Source organism: Metabacillus niabensis, from assembly GCF_020524345.1.
GTDB lineage: Bacteria > Bacillota > Bacilli > Bacillales > Bacillaceae > Metabacillus > Metabacillus niabensis_B.
Map to the genome: position 1 here is coordinate 40,260 of NZ_JAIVLH010000016.1, position 21,793 is coordinate 62,052.

General features: G+C 36.1%; 23 protein-coding genes. 20 read left to right on the plus strand and 3 right to left on the minus strand.

Features of this window, described 5'->3' with window-relative positions; all coding sequences use genetic code 11:
- Positions 1-136: 136 nt before the first annotated feature.
- The 18 genes from LC095_RS17400 to LC095_RS17485 all read left to right on the plus strand — a co-directional run bounded on the left by LC095_RS17400 (position 137) and on the right by LC095_RS17485 (position 19,032).
- Entirely contained in the window at positions 137-1,819 is a 1,683-nt protein-coding gene (locus tag LC095_RS17400; protein WP_226529344.1) for an extracellular solute-binding protein, read from the plus strand.
- Positions 1,820-1,973: 154 nt separating this feature from the next.
- On the plus strand, positions 1,974-2,828 hold the full coding sequence (locus LC095_RS17405) for an ABC transporter permease (protein WP_226529450.1): 855 nt from the start codon (positions 1,974-1,976) through the stop codon (positions 2,826-2,828).
- A 14-nt stretch (positions 2,829-2,842) separates the two neighbouring features.
- Entirely contained in the window at positions 2,843-3,736 is an 894-nt protein-coding gene (locus LC095_RS17410; RefSeq protein ID WP_226529345.1) for a carbohydrate ABC transporter permease, read from the plus strand.
- Between the two features lie 176 nt (positions 3,737-3,912).
- Positions 3,913-5,076, plus strand: coding sequence for an FtsW/RodA/SpoVE family cell cycle protein (locus LC095_RS17415; protein ID WP_226529346.1), 1,164 nt, complete (start codon positions 3,913-3,915; stop codon positions 5,074-5,076).
- A 25-nt stretch (positions 5,077-5,101) separates the two neighbouring features.
- Positions 5,102-5,539 (plus strand): DUF4275 family protein, encoded by a 438-nt coding sequence (locus LC095_RS17420; RefSeq protein WP_226529347.1) that lies wholly within the window; start codon positions 5,102-5,104, stop codon positions 5,537-5,539.
- A gap of 10 nt (positions 5,540-5,549) precedes the next feature.
- Positions 5,550-5,804 carry a DUF4190 domain-containing protein gene (locus LC095_RS17425; protein ID WP_226529348.1) on the plus strand — a complete coding sequence of 85 codons (255 nt, stop codon included), beginning with the start codon at positions 5,550-5,552 and terminating at the stop codon, positions 5,802-5,804.
- A 213-nt stretch (positions 5,805-6,017) separates the two neighbouring features.
- Entirely contained in the window at positions 6,018-6,434 is a 417-nt protein-coding gene (locus LC095_RS17430) for a MarR family winged helix-turn-helix transcriptional regulator (RefSeq protein WP_226529349.1), read from the plus strand.
- Positions 6,424-7,602 carry an MFS transporter gene (locus LC095_RS17435; RefSeq protein ID WP_226529350.1) on the plus strand — a complete coding sequence of 393 codons (1,179 nt, stop codon included), beginning with the start codon at positions 6,424-6,426 and terminating at the stop codon, positions 7,600-7,602. Before LC095_RS17430 ends, LC095_RS17435 begins: the two co-directional genes overlap by 11 nt.
- A gap of 221 nt (positions 7,603-7,823) precedes the next feature.
- On the plus strand, positions 7,824-9,317 hold the full coding sequence (locus LC095_RS17440) for a YcdB/YcdC domain-containing protein (RefSeq protein WP_226529351.1): 1,494 nt from the start codon (positions 7,824-7,826) through the stop codon (positions 9,315-9,317).
- A 24-nt stretch (positions 9,318-9,341) separates the two neighbouring features.
- Positions 9,342-10,103: a methyltransferase domain-containing protein gene (locus tag LC095_RS17445; RefSeq protein ID WP_226529352.1), complete on the plus strand. Its 762-nt coding sequence runs from the start codon at positions 9,342-9,344 to the stop codon at positions 10,101-10,103.
- Between the two features lie 22 nt (positions 10,104-10,125).
- Complete coding sequence (locus LC095_RS17450) at positions 10,126-10,893, plus strand: hypothetical protein (RefSeq protein ID WP_226529353.1); 768 nt, start codon at positions 10,126-10,128, stop codon at positions 10,891-10,893.
- Positions 10,894-11,164: 271 nt separating this feature from the next.
- The gene (locus LC095_RS17455; protein ID WP_226529354.1) at positions 11,165-12,475 is read left to right on the plus strand and encodes a CitMHS family transporter; all 1,311 of its coding nucleotides are present in this window, start codon (positions 11,165-11,167) and stop codon (positions 12,473-12,475) included.
- Positions 12,476-12,564: 89 nt separating this feature from the next.
- On the plus strand, positions 12,565-14,190 hold the full coding sequence (locus tag LC095_RS17460; RefSeq protein WP_226529355.1) for a sensor histidine kinase: 1,626 nt from the start codon (positions 12,565-12,567) through the stop codon (positions 14,188-14,190).
- Positions 14,183-14,863: a response regulator gene (locus LC095_RS17465; protein WP_226529356.1), complete on the plus strand. Its 681-nt coding sequence runs from the start codon at positions 14,183-14,185 to the stop codon at positions 14,861-14,863. The genes LC095_RS17460 and LC095_RS17465 overlap by 8 nt, the downstream gene beginning before the upstream one ends.
- Positions 14,864-14,880: 17 nt before the next feature.
- Positions 14,881-15,840 (plus strand): tripartite tricarboxylate transporter substrate binding protein, encoded by a 960-nt coding sequence (locus LC095_RS17470; protein WP_226529357.1) that lies wholly within the window; start codon positions 14,881-14,883, stop codon positions 15,838-15,840.
- Between the two features lie 156 nt (positions 15,841-15,996).
- Entirely contained in the window at positions 15,997-16,152 is a 156-nt protein-coding gene (locus LC095_RS17475; protein ID WP_226529358.1) for a hypothetical protein, read from the plus strand.
- A gap of 135 nt (positions 16,153-16,287) precedes the next feature.
- A complete protein-coding gene (locus tag LC095_RS17480) occupies positions 16,288-17,358 on the plus strand; it encodes an AbrB family transcriptional regulator (RefSeq protein WP_226529359.1) in 1,071 nt (356 codons plus the stop codon).
- A gap of 231 nt (positions 17,359-17,589) precedes the next feature.
- Entirely contained in the window at positions 17,590-19,032 is a 1,443-nt protein-coding gene (locus tag LC095_RS17485; protein WP_226529360.1) for an NAD-dependent malic enzyme, read from the plus strand.
- Positions 19,033-19,096: 64 nt separating this feature from the next.
- Here LC095_RS17485 and LC095_RS17490 read toward each other — a convergent pair whose 3' ends face one another.
- Together LC095_RS17490 and LC095_RS17495 are read right to left on the minus strand one after the other, a co-directional pair.
- Positions 19,097-19,342: a hypothetical protein gene (locus LC095_RS17490; protein WP_226529361.1), complete on the minus strand. Its 246-nt coding sequence runs from the start codon at positions 19,340-19,342 to the stop codon at positions 19,097-19,099.
- A 104-nt stretch (positions 19,343-19,446) separates the two neighbouring features.
- The gene (locus LC095_RS17495) at positions 19,447-19,620 is read right to left on the minus strand and encodes a hypothetical protein (RefSeq protein ID WP_026559180.1); all 174 of its coding nucleotides are present in this window, start codon (positions 19,618-19,620) and stop codon (positions 19,447-19,449) included.
- 186 nt (positions 19,621-19,806) lie between these two features.
- Between LC095_RS17495 and LC095_RS17500 the strand changes: the two genes are divergently transcribed.
- Both LC095_RS17500 and LC095_RS17505 read left to right on the plus strand, forming a co-directional pair.
- The gene (locus LC095_RS17500) at positions 19,807-20,019 is read left to right on the plus strand and encodes a hypothetical protein (RefSeq protein ID WP_226529362.1); all 213 of its coding nucleotides are present in this window, start codon (positions 19,807-19,809) and stop codon (positions 20,017-20,019) included.
- A gap of 114 nt (positions 20,020-20,133) precedes the next feature.
- Positions 20,134-20,769, plus strand: coding sequence for a metal-dependent hydrolase (locus tag LC095_RS17505; protein ID WP_319005812.1), 636 nt, complete (start codon positions 20,134-20,136; stop codon positions 20,767-20,769).
- A 118-nt stretch (positions 20,770-20,887) separates the two neighbouring features.
- Here the strand turns inward: LC095_RS17505 and LC095_RS17510 are convergent, their stop codons facing one another.
- On the minus strand, positions 20,888-21,781 hold the full coding sequence (locus tag LC095_RS17510; RefSeq protein WP_226529364.1) for an AraC family transcriptional regulator: 894 nt from the start codon (positions 21,779-21,781) through the stop codon (positions 20,888-20,890).
- Positions 21,782-21,793 lie beyond the last annotated feature (12 nt).

Sequence of the window (21,793 nt, forward strand, 5' to 3'; positions counted from 1 at the left end):
CAATTAGTGAAAAATGTTCCGGAAAAAAGTACATGAAAACGGTTTATTTAATATTTTTGAAGAAAGCTAAAACCATTACACTAAAGGTGTGCCAAAGACGTGGCTTATACAAAAGGGATATACGAGGGGGAGAACAATGAAGCGTAACTCAATATTTAAGCGGATTACCATGCTATCCATAGTATCTGTTATGACAGTTTCTTTAGTAGCATGTGTAGAAAAAGAGCCATCTAATGCAGCAGATTCTGCATCAAAGAATGGAGAAAAAGTCATTAAAATGGGACGTGTAACGTCAGCAAATCCAAAGTTACCTGAAGGTGATACGTATGAGGATAATGCCTATACTCGTCTAGTAGAAGAGGAATTTGGGGCAAAAATCGTCAATGCTTTTGAAGGTGAAGGAGAAGATTATACAAGACAGGTTGCACTTGCTATTTCTTCTGGAGAACTCCCGGATATGATGCGGGTTGATTCAAGAGAAGAATTGAAAGAGTTGGTTGAGAATGACTTAATAGCAGATTTATCGGATGTTTATGATGAAAATGCAAGCGATTACATTAAAGATATATACAATTCATATGATGGAAGAAGCTTGGAAGATGCATCATTTGACGGGCGACTAATGGCGCTTCCAGCGACAATTGGGGATGAAGCTCCTAATATGATGTGGATTCGTAAAGACTGGACAGAAAAGCTGGGACTGGAAATTGATGCTGATGGGGACCGTCTCATTACATTAGATGAACTAGAAAAAACGGCAAAGGCATTTATTGAAAAAGATCCTGGAGGAACGGGCAATCCTATCGGAATTCCTATGGCTTACTGGTTAAATTCCGGAAGCTACGGAGGCTCTGCGCTTAATATGACATCCATTGCCGGAATATTTAATGCGTATCCTAGATTTTGGATTGAAGATGAAAATGGAAATATCACAAATGGCTCCATAACAGAGGGAACAAAGCAGGCACTAGGTGTCTTGTCTGATTGGTATAAAGAAGGAATCCTTGATCCACAGTTTGGAACTAGAACATGGGATGACATCATGGCTCTTGTAACAAACGGACAAACAGGTATTGTAACTGGTCCATGGCATATTCCTGACTGGGGATTATCGACTGTAAGAGAAATGGATAAGAATGCAAATTTCGAAGCGTATGCACTAGAAGATGAAAATGGAAAAGTAAATGTTGCTCATACGAACCCAACTGGCGCATTTATCGTTGTTAGAAAAGACTATGAACATCCTGAATTAGCCATTGAGATTTTGAATCTTTTCTATGATGAGCTTGCAAATTCGAAAGATTTAGCATCTGATTATCCAGAGGTTGCAGAATACAAAGAACTTGGTGTTGATGGTTCAACAAGACCGTTTAATATCGAAGTGTTAAAATCTGATAATTTATTATTCGACTATTCAAATATAATGGGTGCAGTTAATGGTGAAATTGAGATGGAAGAAATCGCGTCATCTGAGGCAAGAGACGCAGCGACAAGTATTATGAAATATACAGAAAATCCTGCAGAAGCTGATACAGCGGATTGGTCAAAATATCATTCTCGGGTAAAAGGTATGGGCTTGATCGATAAACTGACAAAAGAGGATAAATTCAATTGGGTAACTCCTGTATACTTCGGAAATACGGAGACATTAGAGAAAAAAGGAGCGAACCTTCTGAAACTAGAAGAAGAAGATTTCATTAAAATTGTCACAGGTGCAGAGCCTCTTGATTATTTTGATACCTTTGTATCCAATTGGAAAAGTCAAGGTGGAGATGAAATCATCGCTGAAATAGAAGAAGTCCTTGCTGAAGAGGAGTAAGGAATCCTAAATAAGGGCTGCTTGGCAGCTCTTATTCTTTAAGGAGGGAGAATATGTTATGAAACAGATAGAGCATGCAAATACCAATCTAGAGCCCATCTATCAAAAGAAAAAAAGAAGAAGATTGACTAAAATAGAAGCTTCGTATCATCTTATGCTGTTGCCCGGGATGATCTTTTTATTCATTTTTAGTTATATCCCAATGTTTGGGATCATCATGGCCTTTCAAGATTATATTCCAGCAAAAGGAATGCTAGGGTCTGAATTTGTTGGATTTGATCATTTTACGTATATGTTTTCATTACCAGATATCGGTCAAATATTCTCAAACACACTTGTCATCGCACTTGGAAAAATCATAATAGGAACTTTAATGGCAATTGTGTTTTCCATTTTATTAAATGAAGTTAGGGTTAAGCTGTTAAAAAAATCGATTCAAACCGTTGTTTATTTACCTCATTTTCTATCATGGGTTGTATTGGCATCGGTAGTGGTAAATATGTTTAACCTTGATGGAACGGTGAATCAAATTTTAACCTTTCTGGGTTTTGAAAAGCTCAACTTTCTTGGAAGTAATAAGCTATTTCAACCGTTAATCATTGGGACAGATGTTTGGAAGGAATTTGGATTTAATTCCATTGTCTACCTAGCTGCAATAACAGCAATAGACCCCGGGCTTCATGAAGCAGCAAGTATGGATGGAGCCAGTTGGTGGAAGCGGGTTTGGCACATAACACTTCCCGGAATGCTGCCTATCATTCTATTATTAGCAATACTAAGTCTTCCTAATATATTAAATGCTGGTTTTGATCAAATTTACAATCTTTACTCACCTATGGTTTATGAAACAGGAGATATTCTTGACACATATGTTTACAGGATTGGACTACTCGGCCGTGAATATAGCTTTGGTACTGCTGTAGGCTTATTTAAGTCATTAATAGGATTAATATTAATCTTATCAGCGAACAATGCTGCTAAAAAATACACAGATAGAAAGTTATTTTAAGGGGGAAGAGGATTGTGGTACAGAATAAGACTTTTTCAGGGCGTATAGGAAAAGTGATCATCTATACAATCGTCCTATTTTTAGGACTAATCTGTCTCCTGCCATTATGGAATATTGTGGCTATTTCTTTTAGCAGTAGTGAGGCGGTTGCCGCAAATGCTGTAGGTTTAACACCTGTCAATTTTACAACAAAAGCCTATACGATGATCATGGAAGATAGCCAATTTTGGCGCTCATTTTCTATCTCCATTCAACGAGTGATTCTTTCGCTTATTATTAATATGATTTTAATTGTCTTAATGGCATACCCGCTTTCTAAGTCTAAAAGGCATTTTAGAGGCAGAAATATCTATATGAATCTTATTATTTTTGCCATGTTGTTTAATGGGGGGATGATTCCTACTTACTTAGTCGTGAAAAACCTAGATCTCCTGAATACAATCTGGTCTTTGGTATTACCTGGAGCAGTCCAGATTTTTAGTATTATTCTGGTTATGAATTTCTTCATAGGTGTACCAAAATCGTTAGAAGAAGCAGCGATAATGGATGGCGCCAACCCATGGCAAGTGTTGGTAAAGGTGTATATTCCTGTCTCTCTGCCAGCACTAGCAACTGTTGCATTATTTAGTATTGTTGGAAACTGGAATGACTTTTTCTCAGGATTGATTTATATGACGAAGGTGAGCAATTACCCGTTAATGACATATATTCAAGCACTATCAATTGATATTCAAGATATGTTAAAAGCAGGTGCAAACTCAAGTCAATTGGAGAATGTAATGGAAGTTTCAAATAGAAATTTAAATGCTGCAAAAATTGTCATTTCCACTATTCCATTATTACTCATCTATCCAATTTTACAGAAATATTTTATTACAGGTATTGTTGTTGGTTCCGTAAAGGAATAAAGGTCTGTAACATCGACTAACGGTGAAAAAGCTACTAACTAATTATGAAAAGCATCTACAAAATTTGTAGGTGCTTTTTTCTATCAGTTATAAAATATTGAACAAAAATAATAAGAGTTATGTTAAAATTTGTAAGGTTATGTAATAATTTAGTAAAATAGAATAATGGTGATGTTATGTTTTCAAAAGATAGAAATTATTTCGATTATACACTTGTATTTTTCATTTTCCTTATTATGATTTGTAGCTGTGTGGCCATTTCAAGTGCTGAAAAATACGCTCAATACAGTGAAGATTTCATGATGAAACAGTTGATTTGGTTTGTTCTAGGTACGGTGATCGCTATGTTTATCTTTCTCTTTGATAGTGAACAAATTCAAAAGATCACCCCTTATCTTTATGGATTAGGAGTGGTTTTGCTGCTCGGAATTCTCATTGCACCGGAATCAATTGCACCTTATCGCAATGGAGCAAAGTCGTGGTATATTGTACCTGGAATAGGTTCTATACAGCCTTCGGAATATATGAAAATATTTTTAATACTAATGCTTTCACATGTTATAAAAAAACACGATGAAAATGCCCCAAACCATCATATTAAGCAAGATTTTTTCCTTCTTTTAAAAATTGCGTTTGTTGCCTTAGTACCAATCTTATTAGTGTTGAAGCAAAATGATTTTGGCTCATCACTTGTGATGCTTGTCATTACTTCAGGTATTGTTTTTGCTTCTGATATGAATTGGAGAATAATAATGGCATTTATAGGGATCGCCATAACTGGGATTGGTTTACTTGTTGTTTTATTTATATTTTATCCGGAGTTTCTATTGAACTTCTTTGGAGAATATCAGTTAAACAGAATATACTCATGGCTTGATCCGTTTGAAAACTCACAAGATATTGGATATCAATTAAAACAATCGTTATTAGCGATTGGATCAGGTATGTTAGATGGAAAAGGGTATTTGAATAGTGAGGTCTATATACCAGAAGCCCATTCAGATTTCATTTTTACGATTGTGTCTGAGGAATTTGGTTTTTTTGGAGCAAGTATTGTTATTGCCCTTTATTTTTTGCTTGTATATAGATTAATAGTAATAGCAATTTATTCAAGAGGAGATCTATTTAATACATTGATTTGTATTGGGGTTGCAACGTTATTTACATTTCATGTTTTCCAGAATATTGGGATGGTATCAGGACTCTTGCCCATTACGGGTATTCCTTTACTCCTACTTAGTTATGGAGGAAGCTCGGTCATGTCATGCATGATAGCATTAGGATTGGTGTTAAATATTTCTTTGAAGAAAAAAGATTACTTGTTTTCAAATGATGATTAGTCTTTCAGGTATGTAGGAGGAAGTTATGGATATAGTCGAGATTTTTAAAAACAAAAAGATACAAGCAAAAGAAATCCCTGCTTGGGGTGCCTATTTACGAAATCGTTGGGATGAGGAATTTGCAGCACATCTTACTCATCAGGAGAAAGAATCAATCTTTCTCTACGATGATGGTGGTTTATGTGGTTACCTCTGGCATATTTTTAGTTATGAGAAAAAGAAATGCTTAGAGAAGGAAAAAGCGGAGAAAGCTTTTAATATGGAACCCAAAAAATTCTGTTACCTGTTTTATCAACACTACGACCATGCTCTCCTTATTAAAAATGCCTCAGTTATAAAAGCAATGGATTTAATTGAAGAAGAAGATGTATACATAGTAGACAAAGAGTTTACATGGACCTTTGTTGTAACACATGAAAAGGGCTGGTGTGGTCCTTATTTTACAAGGAAAGATAAAGAATAGGTGGTCATTTATGGAGCAGGTAAATAGTAAGTCAATAGCAGCCTTAACTTTAGGAATACTAGCAATTGTTATACCTTATATAGGTTTTATATTAGGTATAATTAGTATCATTTTTTCATCAAAGGCATTATCTGAGATAAGAGCCCGCCATGAAAATGGATATGGACTTGCGATCGCAGGAAGAATTTGCAGTATAGTTGGGATTGTTCTTCAGCTAATTATTTTGTTTTTAGTGTTTCTTGGCTTGTCAGCCATGTTTATGTAAATCAGTTACCTTAAAGGCATTTTCATTAATGATGAGAAGATGTCTTTTTTGTGCACTAGAAACCAGTTTTGGATGTTAGTGGAGAGCAATGGAACGGACCTGTTCCTTACGTCACACAACGTTTATAAAATTTGCATATCAAGCTAAAAACTTTACAAAAAAGATATGTTATCATATAGTTAGTTAGGGATACTAACTATTAAGGAGGCCAATATGAACTTATTTTCAACCATCTACCGTTTTAATAAGTTGTATGTACTTCGTCTTCAAGAGATTTGTTCAGCAAATGGCATCACAGCCGTACAATGGCTTGTGTTGCAACATGTCTATAAAAATGAAGGCTGTACTAGTATGGATATTGTCAAAGAATGGTCAGTTGAAAAACCAACTGTATCTTCATTAGTCCGTAAGTTAAACGAACAAGGTTTACTAGAATTCACAAGTGGTGAAGATAAACGACAAAAATACTTATCACTATCTGACGAAGGTCATTCTCTATGCCAAAAAGTATCAGAAAAAGTGATGCAGCTTCAATCATTCGTCACAGAGCCGTTCCCGGATGAAATGATCAAAGAATGGACAGAACAGGTAATGGTGTTGGAGGAGCGATTAAAGAAATATGAAGGATAAGATATGGTCAAGAAATTTTATTGTGATCTCATTAATTAATTTTTTATCGATTTTAATGTTTTACTTATTAATCGTAACAATTGCCAGCTATGCAATTGAAACCTATCATGTATCAACAAGTATTGCAGGTCTGGTTTCAAGTATTTATGTAATTGGAGCATTGGTGGGAAGGCTTTTTACAGGACGATTCATCGGCAAATTGGGTCCATCAAAAATATTGACGATGGGTGTTATATTATTTTTCATTAGTGCATGTTTGTACTTTATTGAAATCAATATTGGATTTTTATTATTTAACCGTTTTATCCAGGGGATTTTTGTTGGAATAATAGGAACGGCCGCAGGAACGATTATTGCCTCGATCCTCCCTGCTTCCAGAAAAGGGGAAGGGATTGGATATTACAGTTTAAGCGTTATTCTTGCAACAGCAATTGGACCGTTTATCGGAATATTTTTAATGAAATTCCAGAATGGGAATACGTATATTTTTGGACTTAATGTATTATTATCAGCTATTATGATTCTCGCATTAGTTTTTATGAAATTAGATTCAGCTATGTTTCGTACAGGTGAGCAGAAAGAAACAAACGAATCATTTATTGCAAAATTCATGGAACCTAAGTCGATACCAATTTCTTTTATTGCCCTATTAATAGGCTTTGCTTATTCAGGAGTTATGTCGTTTTTATCTTTCTTTGCAGAAGAAATTCATTTAGTTGATGCGGCAAGCTTTTTCTTCATCGTATATGCCGTAGCGACAATTTTAACACGTCCTTTTACCGGACGTTTAATGGATCGAAAAGGGCCTAATATCATTGTCTATCCTTGTTTCATACTATTTGCCGTAGGTATGTATATGTTTAGTGATGCCAGCAGCAGTTGGATGCTATTAGTTGCTGCGGCTTTAATCGGTCTTGGATTCGGTAACTTTAATTCTATTGCACAAACGATTGCGGTTAAAGTAACAGAGCCCCATCGTTTCGGATTTGCGACATCAACATACTTTATTTTTTATGATATAGGTCTTGGATTAGGTCCATATTTATTAGGGTTACTCATTCCTTTTGTCGGGTATCGCGCCATTTTCCTATGGATGCTGCCGGTTATTTTAGTATGTATTCCTCTATATTATGTCTTACATGGGCGAAAAGCGAAATTATATATTTAATGGAATAAGAATAGGAATTCAACGGATGATTGTTCACTATGAGCAGTCATCTTTTTTATACTATCAGAAAGTATAAAAATTTTATGGATGATAGTATAAGAAAAGACATCGACTTCCGCCATTCTTGGCGGTAAGTCGCGTTTCTCTAATTTAATTGAAACTTTTAACAGGCAAAATTCGTAAGACAGGAAGTGGAAAATTTTATGTGAATGGAGAAGCCCATGAATAACATAATTGAACAACTAAACCCCTATTTACCTTCTAAAGCTATTGCTAGAGTATCAGAATATGAAGAAATGACTTATGACATCATTGATGAAGAAACCGACGAAGAGATTGGATCTTATTCAGTTAATGAACATGGTGAGCTTGTGAGTTTTTCTCTTTTTGATGAAACGACACAAGGCGATGTCGTAAAGGGTGAAATTGCAGGTATTGCTGAAAAGTTTCTCAAAACCTTTCATCCAACAAAGAAAGAGTACGAGCTTTCAGCGATTTTGGATTTAGAAAATCCATACATGGTTGTCTATGAAAAAAGAGATGAAACCTATGGATTGTTTTTGCATAGTATGGGATTCGTCGTTTCCGTTTCAACAGCCGGACAAGTAACCCAATTTCATTTTACAGAGGAAGAGTACGAGATTCAAAACGATGATCAAGTTATAACAAAGGAAGAGGCCTTAGAGCAATACATAGATCAGCTCGACTTTGCACTTGTCATCGAACATTATGATCATGAAGTTTATAAAAATGGAGATTCAAAATATCATTTATCATACAGTTTAATTGAGCATGTAACAGATATACCTGTAGATGGCTCTGAGCCTTTTAGTATTCTAGAGGAAAATATCGGTGAGTCTAAAATTCCTTTACAGGAACCTTCGAATAAGAGTGTATATGAGTTAGTCGGCATCACACCTGAATGTAAACTTATAGATGTCTTAAAAGAAGAAGGGAAGAAAACGGAACTATGGACAAAGCTGGAGTCAATTGATTCAAGTTCTTTTGAAATGGATGAACCTGATAATCATGTTGTAAAGCTTACATTTGATGAAAAAACAGGGGATCTTCTTGGAGTTATAAGTGGAGAAGAATCTGAAAATGATGGAGAAGAAATTAGCTTGGAGGATGCTAAGAAAAAGGCAATAGATTTTATGTTTAACCTATTCCCAAATACGAATGAGAGATTCCGCTTAGAAGTTCTTGAGGAATTCGATGATGAGGAAGAGTTTGAAGATGACGAAGTGGATGAGGAATACGAAGGCGAATCTGATCTAGAAGAGGAATTTGAAGGTGATTTGGACATGGAAGACGAAGATGTGGATGAGGAAGAATATATCGAACATGAACAAACCTACACATTCTATTTCCATCTCTATCATCAGGGCATTAGAGTCGATCAGCATGTATCCACCTTGGACATAGGAAAATTTACCGGGAAAATCACAAACTTTGACTTGGATATTCCAGCTCCAGAGTTATACACACATCTTCTAACAAGCTCAAAGATTTCATATGATGAAGCAAAGGAAATTTATAAAAATCAGCTTGAAATGGAGCTGGTCTTTACTCGTGAGTATGATGAAAATGAAAAAGCGATTTATAAGTTAAGCTATTCACCATCATTCCCGACGACGGTTGGCCACGTAAGAGCCATTGATGCAATGACAGGAGAAGCTATGTTTGTGGATGTTGGTGATGCGACTTTTTTGTAGAATATAGATATAAGGGGAAAAGTGATGAATAAAGATCTTCAATTTTCAAAATTAATACAAGATGGAAGTGAGTCTTTTTCAGGATGGGATTTTTCATATATAACGGACACAGACCGTGTGAAAAGTGATTTACTTTCATGGTCTTACGGGAGTATGGCAAAGCATTTAATCGGGGCTGCTAGTTCAATGTTGGATATGGGAACTGGTGGAGGCGAATTTTTATCTTTGCTGAGACCATTTCCTAGAACAATTTTCGCAACTGAGGGTTACAAGCCTAATGTAAAAATCGCGAAAAAACGTTTAGAACCTTTGGGGGTAAAGGTGGTAGCTATTGAAGATGACAACAGCCTGCCCTTTGCTAATGATCAATTCGATCTACTATTAAACAAACATGAATCATATTCCCCGAAAGAAGTTAGAAGAGTGGTGAGTACAAATGGTGTGTTTTTAACACAACAAGTTGGGGGTACAGATTGTTTGGGGATCAACGAAGGATTAGAGGCACCTTACAACCATGAGTTTGAAAACTGGAATGTAATGACTGCAAAGGAAGAGCTTGAGAACAGTGGATTTGAAATATTGTTTAGTAAAGAGGAATACCCGATTCAGCGTTTTTATGATGTTGGAGCACTTGTTTACTACTTAAAGGCAATACCCTGGCAAATACCGGATTTTGATGTATTAACATATGAAAAGAGATTATTAGATATTCACAAGTCTATTCAAACAAACGGTTTCTTTGATGTGAAACAACATCGTTTTATTTTAAAAGCCAGAGCTACTTAAATTTTGAAAAGAAGGTGTTCATATGCAACCAACACAAAGTATTCTTTCAACTTGGGATAAGTTTCAGGATTTTCCGATGGAAACATTAACAAAAGTTTGGTATAACGCTAAAGGACTTGATAAGAAGCAACGGGATGTATCTCTTATGCGGGAGCATCGCCATGAGTATGGAATAACAGGCAATTGCTTTGATCTGGCTCTTTGGCTACTGGATGAATTTAAAAGAGATGGTGTTGAAGCATATCCAATTGGTCATGATATAAATTCTGAACATGCACATGTGGCAGTGATCGCAGTCAATGAGCATGGTAACCGATATTTTTGTGATTTAGGTGATCAATGGCTTTGTCCTATTTTAATTGATACAAATAGCCAGGATTATACGAATGAAAAAGTAGAAGGCTTTTTTCCGGCAGCAAAGGTACAAGTTCAAGAGAAATATCATCATCTTCAAATTCATTACCATCGACCAAATGGCAAGGTTTCATCACAAATGTTTCAGACAGTGCCAATAGATATTCCTTCCTTCTTAAAAGCAGCGGAGTATTGTCAAAATCTCATTCATCCTAACCCTTTGCTTGAATGTAGAATACCTCTTAAATCTGAAACTGCTCATTGGGAATTTTACAATTGGGAAAGCTTTTTAAGTACAACTGAAGGCTTAGAAGAAGAGCCTAAATTAACTGGAATAGAAGAGTGGGTAGAAAAAATTCATCAAAAGACAGGATATCATAAGGGTTTTTTGTTTGATGCATTGAACAGGTATAGGGATATACAAAGTAAACTTTAAATAACGGTCTAAATTGATAATTGAGTATCTTTTTAAGCTTATAGGATCCCCTATAGGCTTTTTAGTATCTGTAGTCATAGATAGTAAAATCTTCATGAACAAAATGTTCAAAAAGAATAAAAGAGACAAAAAGAATAATACATTCATATAGTTTTTTAAGTCTAAATAATACGTAATATTTACGCTTAGTAGCCCTTCCTTTATAGTTGAAATAACATTTTAATTATTCTAACAATTAACTTTGTAAGCGTGTTCAATAAAGGGGGCTATTATGTTAGCGATATTAGGTTTTCTCATGGTGTTTGTATTTATGTTTCTGATTATGACAGGAAGGCTATCTGCATTAATTGCATTGATCATTATTCCTGTATTGTTTGCGATTATAGGCGGGTTTGGGGCTGATTTGGGTCCTATGTTAATCGACGGAATTAATCAGTTAGCTCCAACCGGCGTAATGCTAATGTTTGCTATTTTGTATTTTGGTATAATGATAGATGCGGGTTTATTTGATCCTGTTGTAGGAACCATCTTAAAGGCCGTAAAAGGAGACCCGATGAAAATCGTTGTTGGAACGGCTGTCCTTGCATTAGTTGTGTCACTTGATGGAGATGGGACGACTACTTATATGATTACCATTTCGGCAATGCTTCCTCTTTATCAGAGGTTAAAAATGAATCCGTTAATTCTTCCATGTGTTGCGATCATGGGTGTTGGAGTAACAAATCTAACACCATGGGGTGGTCCAACGGCTAGAGCTGTAAGCGCATTAAGTCTTGATATGTCTGATGTGTTTGTACCTTTGATCCCGGCAATGGTTGGTGGGGCACTGTGGGTTATTTTTGTTGCCTATTTATTTGGTATAAAAGAAAGAAAAAGAGTAGGTATCCTGGAACTGGATAAGCTGCCGGGTCACCAAAGCTCACCATTTACTCAACATGCAGCAACATTGGAGGTACCGAGTGAAAAAAGGCCAAAGCTGATTTGGGTAAACTTTGCTTTGACAGTTCTCCTTCTCATCGGACTTATTTTAGGTGTGATGCCATTGCCTGCTTTATTTATGATCGGATTTGCAATTGCTATCGTGATCAACTATCCTAATTTAGATGAACAAAAAGAACGAATTAAAGCACATGCCGGCAATGTTTTAGCTGTAGTGTCTCTTGTTTTCGCAGCTGGTGCATTTACAGGTATCCTGTCAGGAACGGAAATGGTCGATGCGATGGCAAATAGTTTAGTTGCATTAATACCGGATGCTTTAGGTTCTTATCTTCCAATTATCACTGCTTTAACAAGTATGCCATTTACTTTTTTTATGTCCAATGATGCGTATTACTTTGGTATGCTTCCGATCATCGCTGAAGCAGCAACAGCCTATGGAATCAACCCGGTTGAGATTGCCAGAGCATCCTTATTAGGTCAGCCGGTCCACTTATTAAGCCCGTTAGTTGCTTCAACATATTTACTTGTAGGAATGTCAAAGGTCGAATTTGGTGACTTTCAAAAATTCACAATTAAGTGGACAGTTGGTACGTCTCTTGTCATGTTAGTTGTATCTATACTAATTGGAGTCATTTCCATATAATATATAAATAATTACTTGAGGGGTTTGGCTCATAATACGGAGTCTGACCCTTTGCTCTTTTAGACAACATCAAAAAAAGGTTGCGAAAGATGAGAACGCACAAAAAAATTCCTTTACAATTTAAAATACTGTCATTAATTACAGGATTAATCATCATGATCATCCTTTTATTAGTCGGAATCTCTTCTTATGTATTGTTCGTTGATTCCAGAAATCAGGTGGAACAGCTTGTTCTTCAAACAGCTAAAACAATCGCGCTGATGCCTGAACTTCATGAAGCCATTGAAAAAAAAGAATTAGAGGAGACTTTTAGGCCCATTGCCGAACAGGTAAAAGATCAGATCCATGCATCAAATATCATAGTAGAAGATCGTGAAACGATCATCTATTCTCATATTGATCCAAGTGAGGTTGGTACTGGAAATCATCATGATGCAAATGAACAGGTGCTTACTTTTGGGGGATCTTATAACTTTGAGGTCGCTCGTGAAAATGGTGATGTACTTGTCGGAAAAGTACCAATTATCGCAAGTTTTGAACAGTATGATTCAGTGATTGGAACAGTGGCTGTTGAATTTCCGGAGGAAAATATTTATAAAAATTTGTACCAAAAACTGAAGACTATCTTGTTTACATCTTTGGTTGTGCTATGTTTGGGAATCATTGGTGGAGTATATTTAACAAAAAATATTCGGAAAGATACATTAGGGCTAGAACCACATGAAATTGCCTCCCTGTACAGAGAAAGAAATGCGATTTTACTTTCAATAAAAGAAGGTATTGTTGCTATCAACAGGCAGGGATTTCTTACAATGATTAATCATTCAGCAAAGAATATGCTGAATTTAGATGATTCAAATTACATTCACAAACATATTAGTGAAGTCCTGCCTTCATTACAAATTGACCAAGGTCTTGAAACAGGTGAAATCGTTCATCATGCTGAGGTTGCGATTAATGATAAGGTGTTTATTTTTAATTTTATTCCTATTTTAGAAAACGGACAGGTCAGTGGTGTTGTAGCAAGCTTCACAGATAAAACAGAACTGAAAAAATTGGTTGAAACTCTTTCAGAAGTACGGGAATATTCCGATGGATTACGGGCTCAAACTCATGAGTACTCAAATAAATTATATTTATTATCTGGTCTTATGCAATTAGAAAGATATCAAGATGCCCTTGATTTTATTCAGAAAGAGTCATTTGTCCATCAATACCAGACCAAAATTTTATTCAATCAGATACAAGATCCTAATGTACAGGCTATTTTATTGGGTAAGCTCGGAAAAGCATCAGAGAAGAAAATAGAGCTGAACATAGATGTTGATAGTTATGTGGACCCACTTCCAGATCATATTGAAATAACAGATAGTATAACCATTATAGGAAATCTAATTGACAATGCGTTTGAAGCTGTTATGTCACAAAAAGAAAAAATGGTTACATTCTCTATAATGGGCATTGGTAATGAAATTATTATTGAGGTGACGGATAATGGTCCCGGCATATCTTCTGAACAGTTTGAAAGGTTGTTCACGATAGGGTCCTCCACAAAAGGCAGTCATAGAGGGTTTGGGCTATTTAATGTCATGCGAATTGTGAGAGCATTAAATGGAACAATTGAAGTAACGAATCGTAAACATGGTGGAGCGATTTTTACTGTGTTTCTGCCAAAAAAGATACAAAATAGAGAAGGAGACAATCTACATGATTAAGGTGTTAATTGTAGAGGATGATTTTCGTATTGCTCAAGTACAAGAAGGGTTTCTACAAAAAATACCAGACGTTCAAGTAGTCGGCAAAGCGTTGAATGCAGAGGATACGATCAACTCGTTAAAAAAACAAACAGTTGATCTTATATTATTAGATATTTATTTGCCGGATCGTCTTGGTACTGATTTATTACCTTATATACGGGAGAATTACCCGGAAATTGATATTATTATGATAACGGCAGCAACCGAAAAGGCAATGCTTGAAACATCGATTCGCCAAGGAGTATTTCATTATTTGTTAAAACCGGTCACAATGGAAAAATTTATCGAAACAATTGAAAGCTATAAAAAGAGAAAAAACCTGCTTCATAATCGTGAAGAAGTAGATCAATCTATTATAGATCAGTACTTTGGTACTTCAGTAAATCAGTTGTCAATCAATCAAAAAGACCTTCCATCCGGAGTTGACCGTTTAACACTTCAAAAAGTAAAAGAGGTGTTACATACTCTTGATTCTGGAATCTCAATTGAGGAGATGGGAGAAAAAATGGGTGCTTCTAGAACAACCGCAAGGAGATATCTGGAATATCTTGTCTCTATTAATATTTGTATTGCAAAGCATGAATATGGCATTGTAGGTAGACCTGAGAGGAAATACTATTTAAAAAAATAGATGATTGAGGTACTAACATGAAGGTAAAACCGTTGCTTGTATCCACATTCATTTTCTTGCTCTTAATCGGTTGTGCAAATGAAGAAGGTGTAAAACGTGAATTTGATAAAGAGGTCACAATCATTGCACCCAGTTCTACAGGGGGAGGCTGGGATGTGACGGCAAGAGCCATTAAGAAGATTCTTCTACAGGAAAACATAGTAGATGATATAGAAGTCATCAATAAGGTTGGCGCCGGAGGAGAGGTAGGTTGGAAATATACCTATCAACAACAAGAAAATGTATTGGCAATGAATTCAAGCTTAATTATTACAAATCATTTATTAGGTCAAAGCAAATTAACGTTTAAAGATTTTACCCCTATTGCCACTTTAGCAAAAGAATGGGAAGTCGTCATCGTTTCAAAAGACTCCAGTATTAATCGTGCGAAAACATTATTATCTGAAATAAAACAAGCTCCTGAGCTGTATAAAATCGGGATATCTCCGCGACTGGGAAATGATGATCAGCTCTCCTTTGTTTTAGCAAGCAAACAATATGGAATTCAACCAAAAAACTTACATTTTCGAATCTATGAAAATAGTGACGAGGTTGTCAAGGCGCTCATATCCAAGGAAATAGAAGTAGCGACAATGTCCATTTCCGAAGCGAAAAAATTTTATGATCGCGATCAAGTAAAGCTGCTCGTTATTTCATCAGATAAACGACTAAGGGAATTACCCGAACTCCCAACTTGGAAAGAAGAAGGAATCGATAATGTATTTCAACATTGGAGGGGCATTATGGGTCCCCCTAATATGTCAAAAGAAGAAATTGAATTTTGGGACCATGTATTTGGGGAAATGATGAAAACAGAAGCATGGAAAAAAACGTTGGAACATTATATGTGGGAAGACTTTTATAAAGATAGTGAAGAAACATATAAGTATCTTGAGGAGCAAAGTATGATGTATGAGCAGCTCATGGGCGTTCAATAGGTAAAAGTCGTCTTTATGAACGAAATGAACAAAATGAAATAATTAGTTGTATTATTTACATTGGAATGAGAAGGACTTATGATATGGATGAAAGTCTTTGGAGGGCTATCTTTCCATGCAGACTTTTAATGATTCTTACAAAGGGAGAAATGGTAAATGTGGGTTATAACTGTTTATGCTGATGATCGTATTAAAATGTTTGAATTTGAAGATGAGAAAGAAGCAAAAGAATCAATCAAAAAGATAAAAGGCAGTAAAATTCTCTCACATGTTATCTATTTCAATGACCAGTTTATAGAAGAAGCTAGTTAAATATTGAGCCATAGGCTGACTCTTTAAAGAGATTGTCAATTCTCCTCCATTCATTCAAAGGGAGACTTATCTCTTGGAGTCGGCTTTTTTGTACGTTAAAAGATTAGAATTGTTTTTGTGCGGAGGTAGATATAGTTGTTCAAGTTTTTAGAAACAGTCATCATCGGGATGGTCGGAGGCTTTTTATTTCATATGCTTCAGCTTCCTTTGGCATGGATGTTAGGTCCACTTACAGCTGTGATAGTATGGAGAGTTTTTACCAAACGGGAGTTGAATTGGCCGGTTGGATTCAAAAATGGAGGTCAGTTCGTTCTGGGATATAGTATGGGTTTATCATTTACAGCGGAAAGTGCAAGACAAATTCTCCATCAGTTTCCATCGATGGTGCTTAGTACGACACTTATGGTCGGTTTTGGGCTAGTCATGGCAACGCTCATTTCAAAATTCACCACTACCTCTTTTCCAAGTGCTGTAATGGGGACAACCCCAGGTGGTTTATCACAAATGGTGGTGTTAAGTGAAGAAATAAAAGGGGCAGAACCTACCATTGTCACGTTCATGCAAACGATTAGAATGCTGACGGTCATATTTATTGTTCCAACCTTGGCTATTCATACGTTCTCAAGTGCAGAAGCAGTTTTACCTATGGAAGAGATTGCAGGAGCAGAGCAGTCTATTGTGGGTTTGGGGACGCTATTTTATCTCTCTCTCATACTTATCGTGACAAAAATAGCCGTACACTATAAATGCCCAACTCCATGGATTATTGGACCACTCCTATCAGTAGCAATTTTATCAATAACAGGTATGGAACCGTCAATATTACCTGCTTCTGTAAACCTTATAGCTCAGCTCTGTTTAGGGATTTACCTGGGCTTGAGTATGAAGGTAAATATGCTGGGAGATTGGAAAAGGCTACTACCTATTACACTATTATCAGGTCTTTCAATTGTAGGATTCGCCTTTTTCCTTGCCTATGTGTTACAAATTTTTTATCCGATGACAATGGCTACTGCTTTTCTATGTATTGCTCCAGGCGGCTTGCCTGAAATGGGTGTCACCGCTCATACTGTCAAAGCAGATGTGTCATTAGTAGCTGCTTATCAGTTATTTCGGGTGTTTTTTATCTTATTTATTGTTCCGATTTTTCTAAGAGGATACTTCGGTAAAGATGAACATCAGCATAAAGAGGCAAATGTTGGCTGAAAATGAAACTTCATAAACAAAATGAACAAAATATCTGAAATAAATTAAAAACAATAAATGTGGAAAACGGTTACAAACTTTATGATTTGTATTACGATCATAGTGAGGATATTAAAACGCTTCCAACAGAACCATCTAGTTTCAGCAAGCTTACAAGCTACGCTACGTACAAAAAATTAGAATGGTTGTTTTCAATATCCCCAGAAAAGGTAAAGCTTTTGGAGGTTAAACATGTCTCAATTAAGCAATGCAAGCATGAATATCATTATTCGATTACATTTTCAGAAAAACATTATTACCTTTAGTGAAATAGCAAAAGTCATTGGTGAGACAGGCGGAGATATTATTGGTATTGATGTTATCTCTACTAGTAAAGTCCAAACTGTACGAGATATCACCATCACGGTAAAAAATCAGCAACATGGACAAAGTGTAATGGATGCTATTCAAAACTTACAAGGTGTTAAGGTCATCTCTGTTTCAGACAGAACATTTCTTTTACATCTTGGAGGCAAGATTGAAGTAACACCAAAAAATCCAATTAAAAACCGTGATGATTTATCAAGGGTTTATACGCCGGGAGTTGCTCAAGTGTGTCGTGCGATTGCTGATGAACCGCTTAAAGCACATTCTTTAACAATTAAACGAAATACAGTTGCAGTTGTTTCAGATGGTACAGCTGTTCTTGGATTAGGAGATATTGGTCCACTTGCAGCCATGCCTGTTATGGAAGGTAAGGCGATGTTATTTAAACAAATGGCAGGTGTTGATGCATTTCCTATTTGCTTGGATACTAAAGATCCTGATGAAATCGTTTCTATTGTAAAATCAATTGCACCAGCGTTCGGTGGAATCAATCTTGAAGATATATCATCACCAAGGTGCTTTGAAATTGAGGCAAAACTTAAACAGGAATTAGATATTCCGGTTTTTCACGATGATCAGCATGGGACCGCTGTTGTATTGCTGGCCGGTCTTTATAATGCACTTAAGTTAACGGGCAAAAAAATCGAATCGATTAAAGTAGTTCTAAACGGTGTTGGGGCTGCAGGAACAGCTTGTGCGAAAATGCTGATTGCAGCCGGTGTTCAGCATATTATTGGTGTAGATCGTGCAGGAGCTCTTCACCGTGATGAGGTATATGATCATCAGAATTGGACTGACTTTGCGAATATGACAAATCCCTATAATGAAAAAGGTACTCTAGGTGATGTCATTAAAGGAGCGGATGTCTTCATCGGTGTATCTGCACCAGGAGTATTAACTGAAAGTCATTTAAAGACAATGGCGAATGACCCAATTGTCTTTGCACTAGCAAACCCGGTACCGGAAATTGATCCAGACATTGCCGAACCGTTTGTTAGGGTCTTAGCAACAGGCCGATCAGATTATCCGAATCAAATTAACAATGTTTTATGTTTCCCGGGAATTTTTCGGGGAGCTCTTGATTGCCGTGCATCAGAAATTAATGAAGAAATGAAAATAGCGACAGCTAAAGCGATAGCAAGTGTTGTTTCTGACGAGGAATTAAGTGAAACATATATTGTCCCAAGTGTCTTTAATCAAAAAGTAGTAGAGAAAGTAAGAGAAGCAGTTGTTGAAGCAGCATATAATTCGGGTGTCGCTAGAAAAGACTTATTTAAGGAAGAAAATGCATTAGCAACAACTTACTAATAAATTTGTGTCTCTTAGGATGTTCATTTAATGGGCATCCTTTTTTTGAGTGCATGGAAACATATTATGACACCCTGCTAGGAACAAATTTCGTTTGTATTTCTTGCTCACCTTCAATTAAAGTAGCTTGATCCTTTTCGAATTCTTCACTTTTTAACAATGGAACATGTTGATATTGTTGACTTTCTTCTCTAACAGATGTTATCCAGGTAAAGAATTCTGTTTCTCTTTTATAAGTAGCACGTGGACTAAAATAAGTCACAGGACATCCATAAGGTAAAATAATCGGCATTAACAAAGTGACAAACATCATCAATTACTCCTCTCATATGTCTCTTATATACTATGTTGATTGTCTATATATTGATTTTAGCCTTCAAAAAAGACGAGCATAAAAATTATGCTCGTCTATCACTAACGACGATGTTGTACAAGGTCAATGGCACCTAATACTACATGGGCTAAACCGAATCCAAAAACTGTGTTTGCGATCATTTTATTTGAACCGCGTTTTTGTTTTAATGCATAACCAGTTGCTGTTACAGCTGAACCTAATGCAGTCGGAATTAAGCCTTCGCGAATATTCATGTCATTTCCCTCCACATCGATAGTAAGTGGGTGATTGAACACCAGTTTTATTATGGATGATTTAAAAGATTTCTATCCTAAAAAGGATTTAATTCTACGTTTGGAATCCTTAAGAATTGTTGGATATCAATAGGACAGTGCTCCTAAAACATACTCATAGGTAAAAATGAAAAAGGTGGGAACAGGATGGGCAAAAATATGTCGAACCAGTTTTTCTTTCTTGTTATTCATAGCTCTTCCATTAAATCCTTTCTTATGACAGACCTTTTAGTCAGTACTGGTATGTATTACGGACTAAAGATTATATCTCATAATGAATGGATTTCAATCATTGGTTGTTTAGTTGGTACGGAAACATATAAAAGAATATTGACCTTTTATAGAAAAGTTTGTCTTTAAACGGCATGTTTTACGTTCTTAATAAAAAATAACTATTCCAAAGTGAAACACAACCTTTGTCCCGCATTTTTTGGTGTATAATAATATGCTGATGAAATTTTTACATAGAAATAGGTGGATAAATTGAATGGAACTGCACATGGAACAATAGGGGCCGGAACAGGGTTTATCGTTGCCCAGTCTGTGCAAGCTGACCCGACAACAACCTTATTATTAGTGGGGATTGGTGGCATAGGTGGATTAATTCCTGATATGGATATAGATGGGAAATTGAGTAACAGAATCACTTTCTCGCATACACTGATTCGGTCTGTAGCGCAATTAGTCGGGTTAATGATGATCGTCTACACAATTCTTGAAGGAACAGGTCGAGAAAAATGGCTGGGTATTGGTGTTGGACTTGCTATCATTTTAATTGCTTCTCAAATTAAACAAAGGCATATGTTAACCATTACCGGGTTAGGAGTTCTTTTAGGTGGAATTTCATTACAAGAAATGTGGCTCATTTTATTAGGGATCTATATAATGGTTGCTTCTTTTATTCCCCACCGAAGCTACACCCACTCACTAGTAGGGATTGGATTTTTTGCCTTCATTGCTCATTATTTTCAAGCCTCCATCAGTGTGGACGGTGTGTTTTTGACATGCTTACTTAGCTATGGCAGTCATTTGATTGCTGATATGAAGGTTTTACCATTTAATAAGAGGGGGGTTAAATTCTTTTTGCCCTTTTCCTCCAAGGAATTTTAGTGTGTGTAATAAGTAATAGATTCATATACTTTAATTATTTGTCAGGATACAAAAAGCCCAATTCTCGCTATAACTTGAGAGAGGGCTTTTTTAAAAAATTTCTGTTAGATAAGGCTGCTTATATTTTCACACGTTGTTTTCTTACTGGAATATAGATATCAATTTCTTTATTCTCCGATCCGTAGCATCTTTCATCATACAGTTCAAATTCTACTTCTCCATAATGCTCATAACCTGATCGTGGAAACCAGTCTGTAAAAATATAATTCCAAGTGGACTGAATCGAAGCTGTAAATGATTCCTCATCCGATTTCGGTGTAGTAAACACTGCATATTCTAGTTCTGGAAAACTTTTGTACACCATACCTTCAGGTGCTTGGGATCCCTTTTCTACCTCCATTCCAATGATATAACCAAACTCACCTGTTTCAGAGTTGAAATCTGTGCAAATACCAAGTTCAACATGCTTGTATAAGGGATTAGGAATTTTACACCCTAAATTCTTTGTCATATATTGTTGCCAAAATTCAGGGATATCTTTATTGTTCTGACCGTTATCATTCTTTGTTAATAGTTCATATCCAATCACATTAAACGCAGATTTAGTCACTATTTTTGGTTCCATCTTCTCTCCTCCTGATATTGGTATTGAATGAAGGCTGGCTTTCCCACGTAAGGGTCCGGATATGCTCATTGCACGGCGATACTGCTTTGGTGAAACACCATAGACCTTTTTGAATGCTCTGTTGAAGGATTCTTGGTATTGAAAGCCAACATCTAATGCAATATGAATTACTTTTTCATCTGTATAGAATAGACGCTCTGCTGCATATGTTAGCCTTCTTTTTCTGATATAATCCATCACAGATTCCCCCACCAATGTCTGAAAGACACGATGATAATGAAAGGGAGAAAAGCAAGCAAGTTCTGCCAAGGTTTCTAGTGTTATTTGTTTATCAAGGTTTTCTTCAATGTAATCAAGCGTCCGTTGTATACATTTAACATAATCCATAATCCTACACCT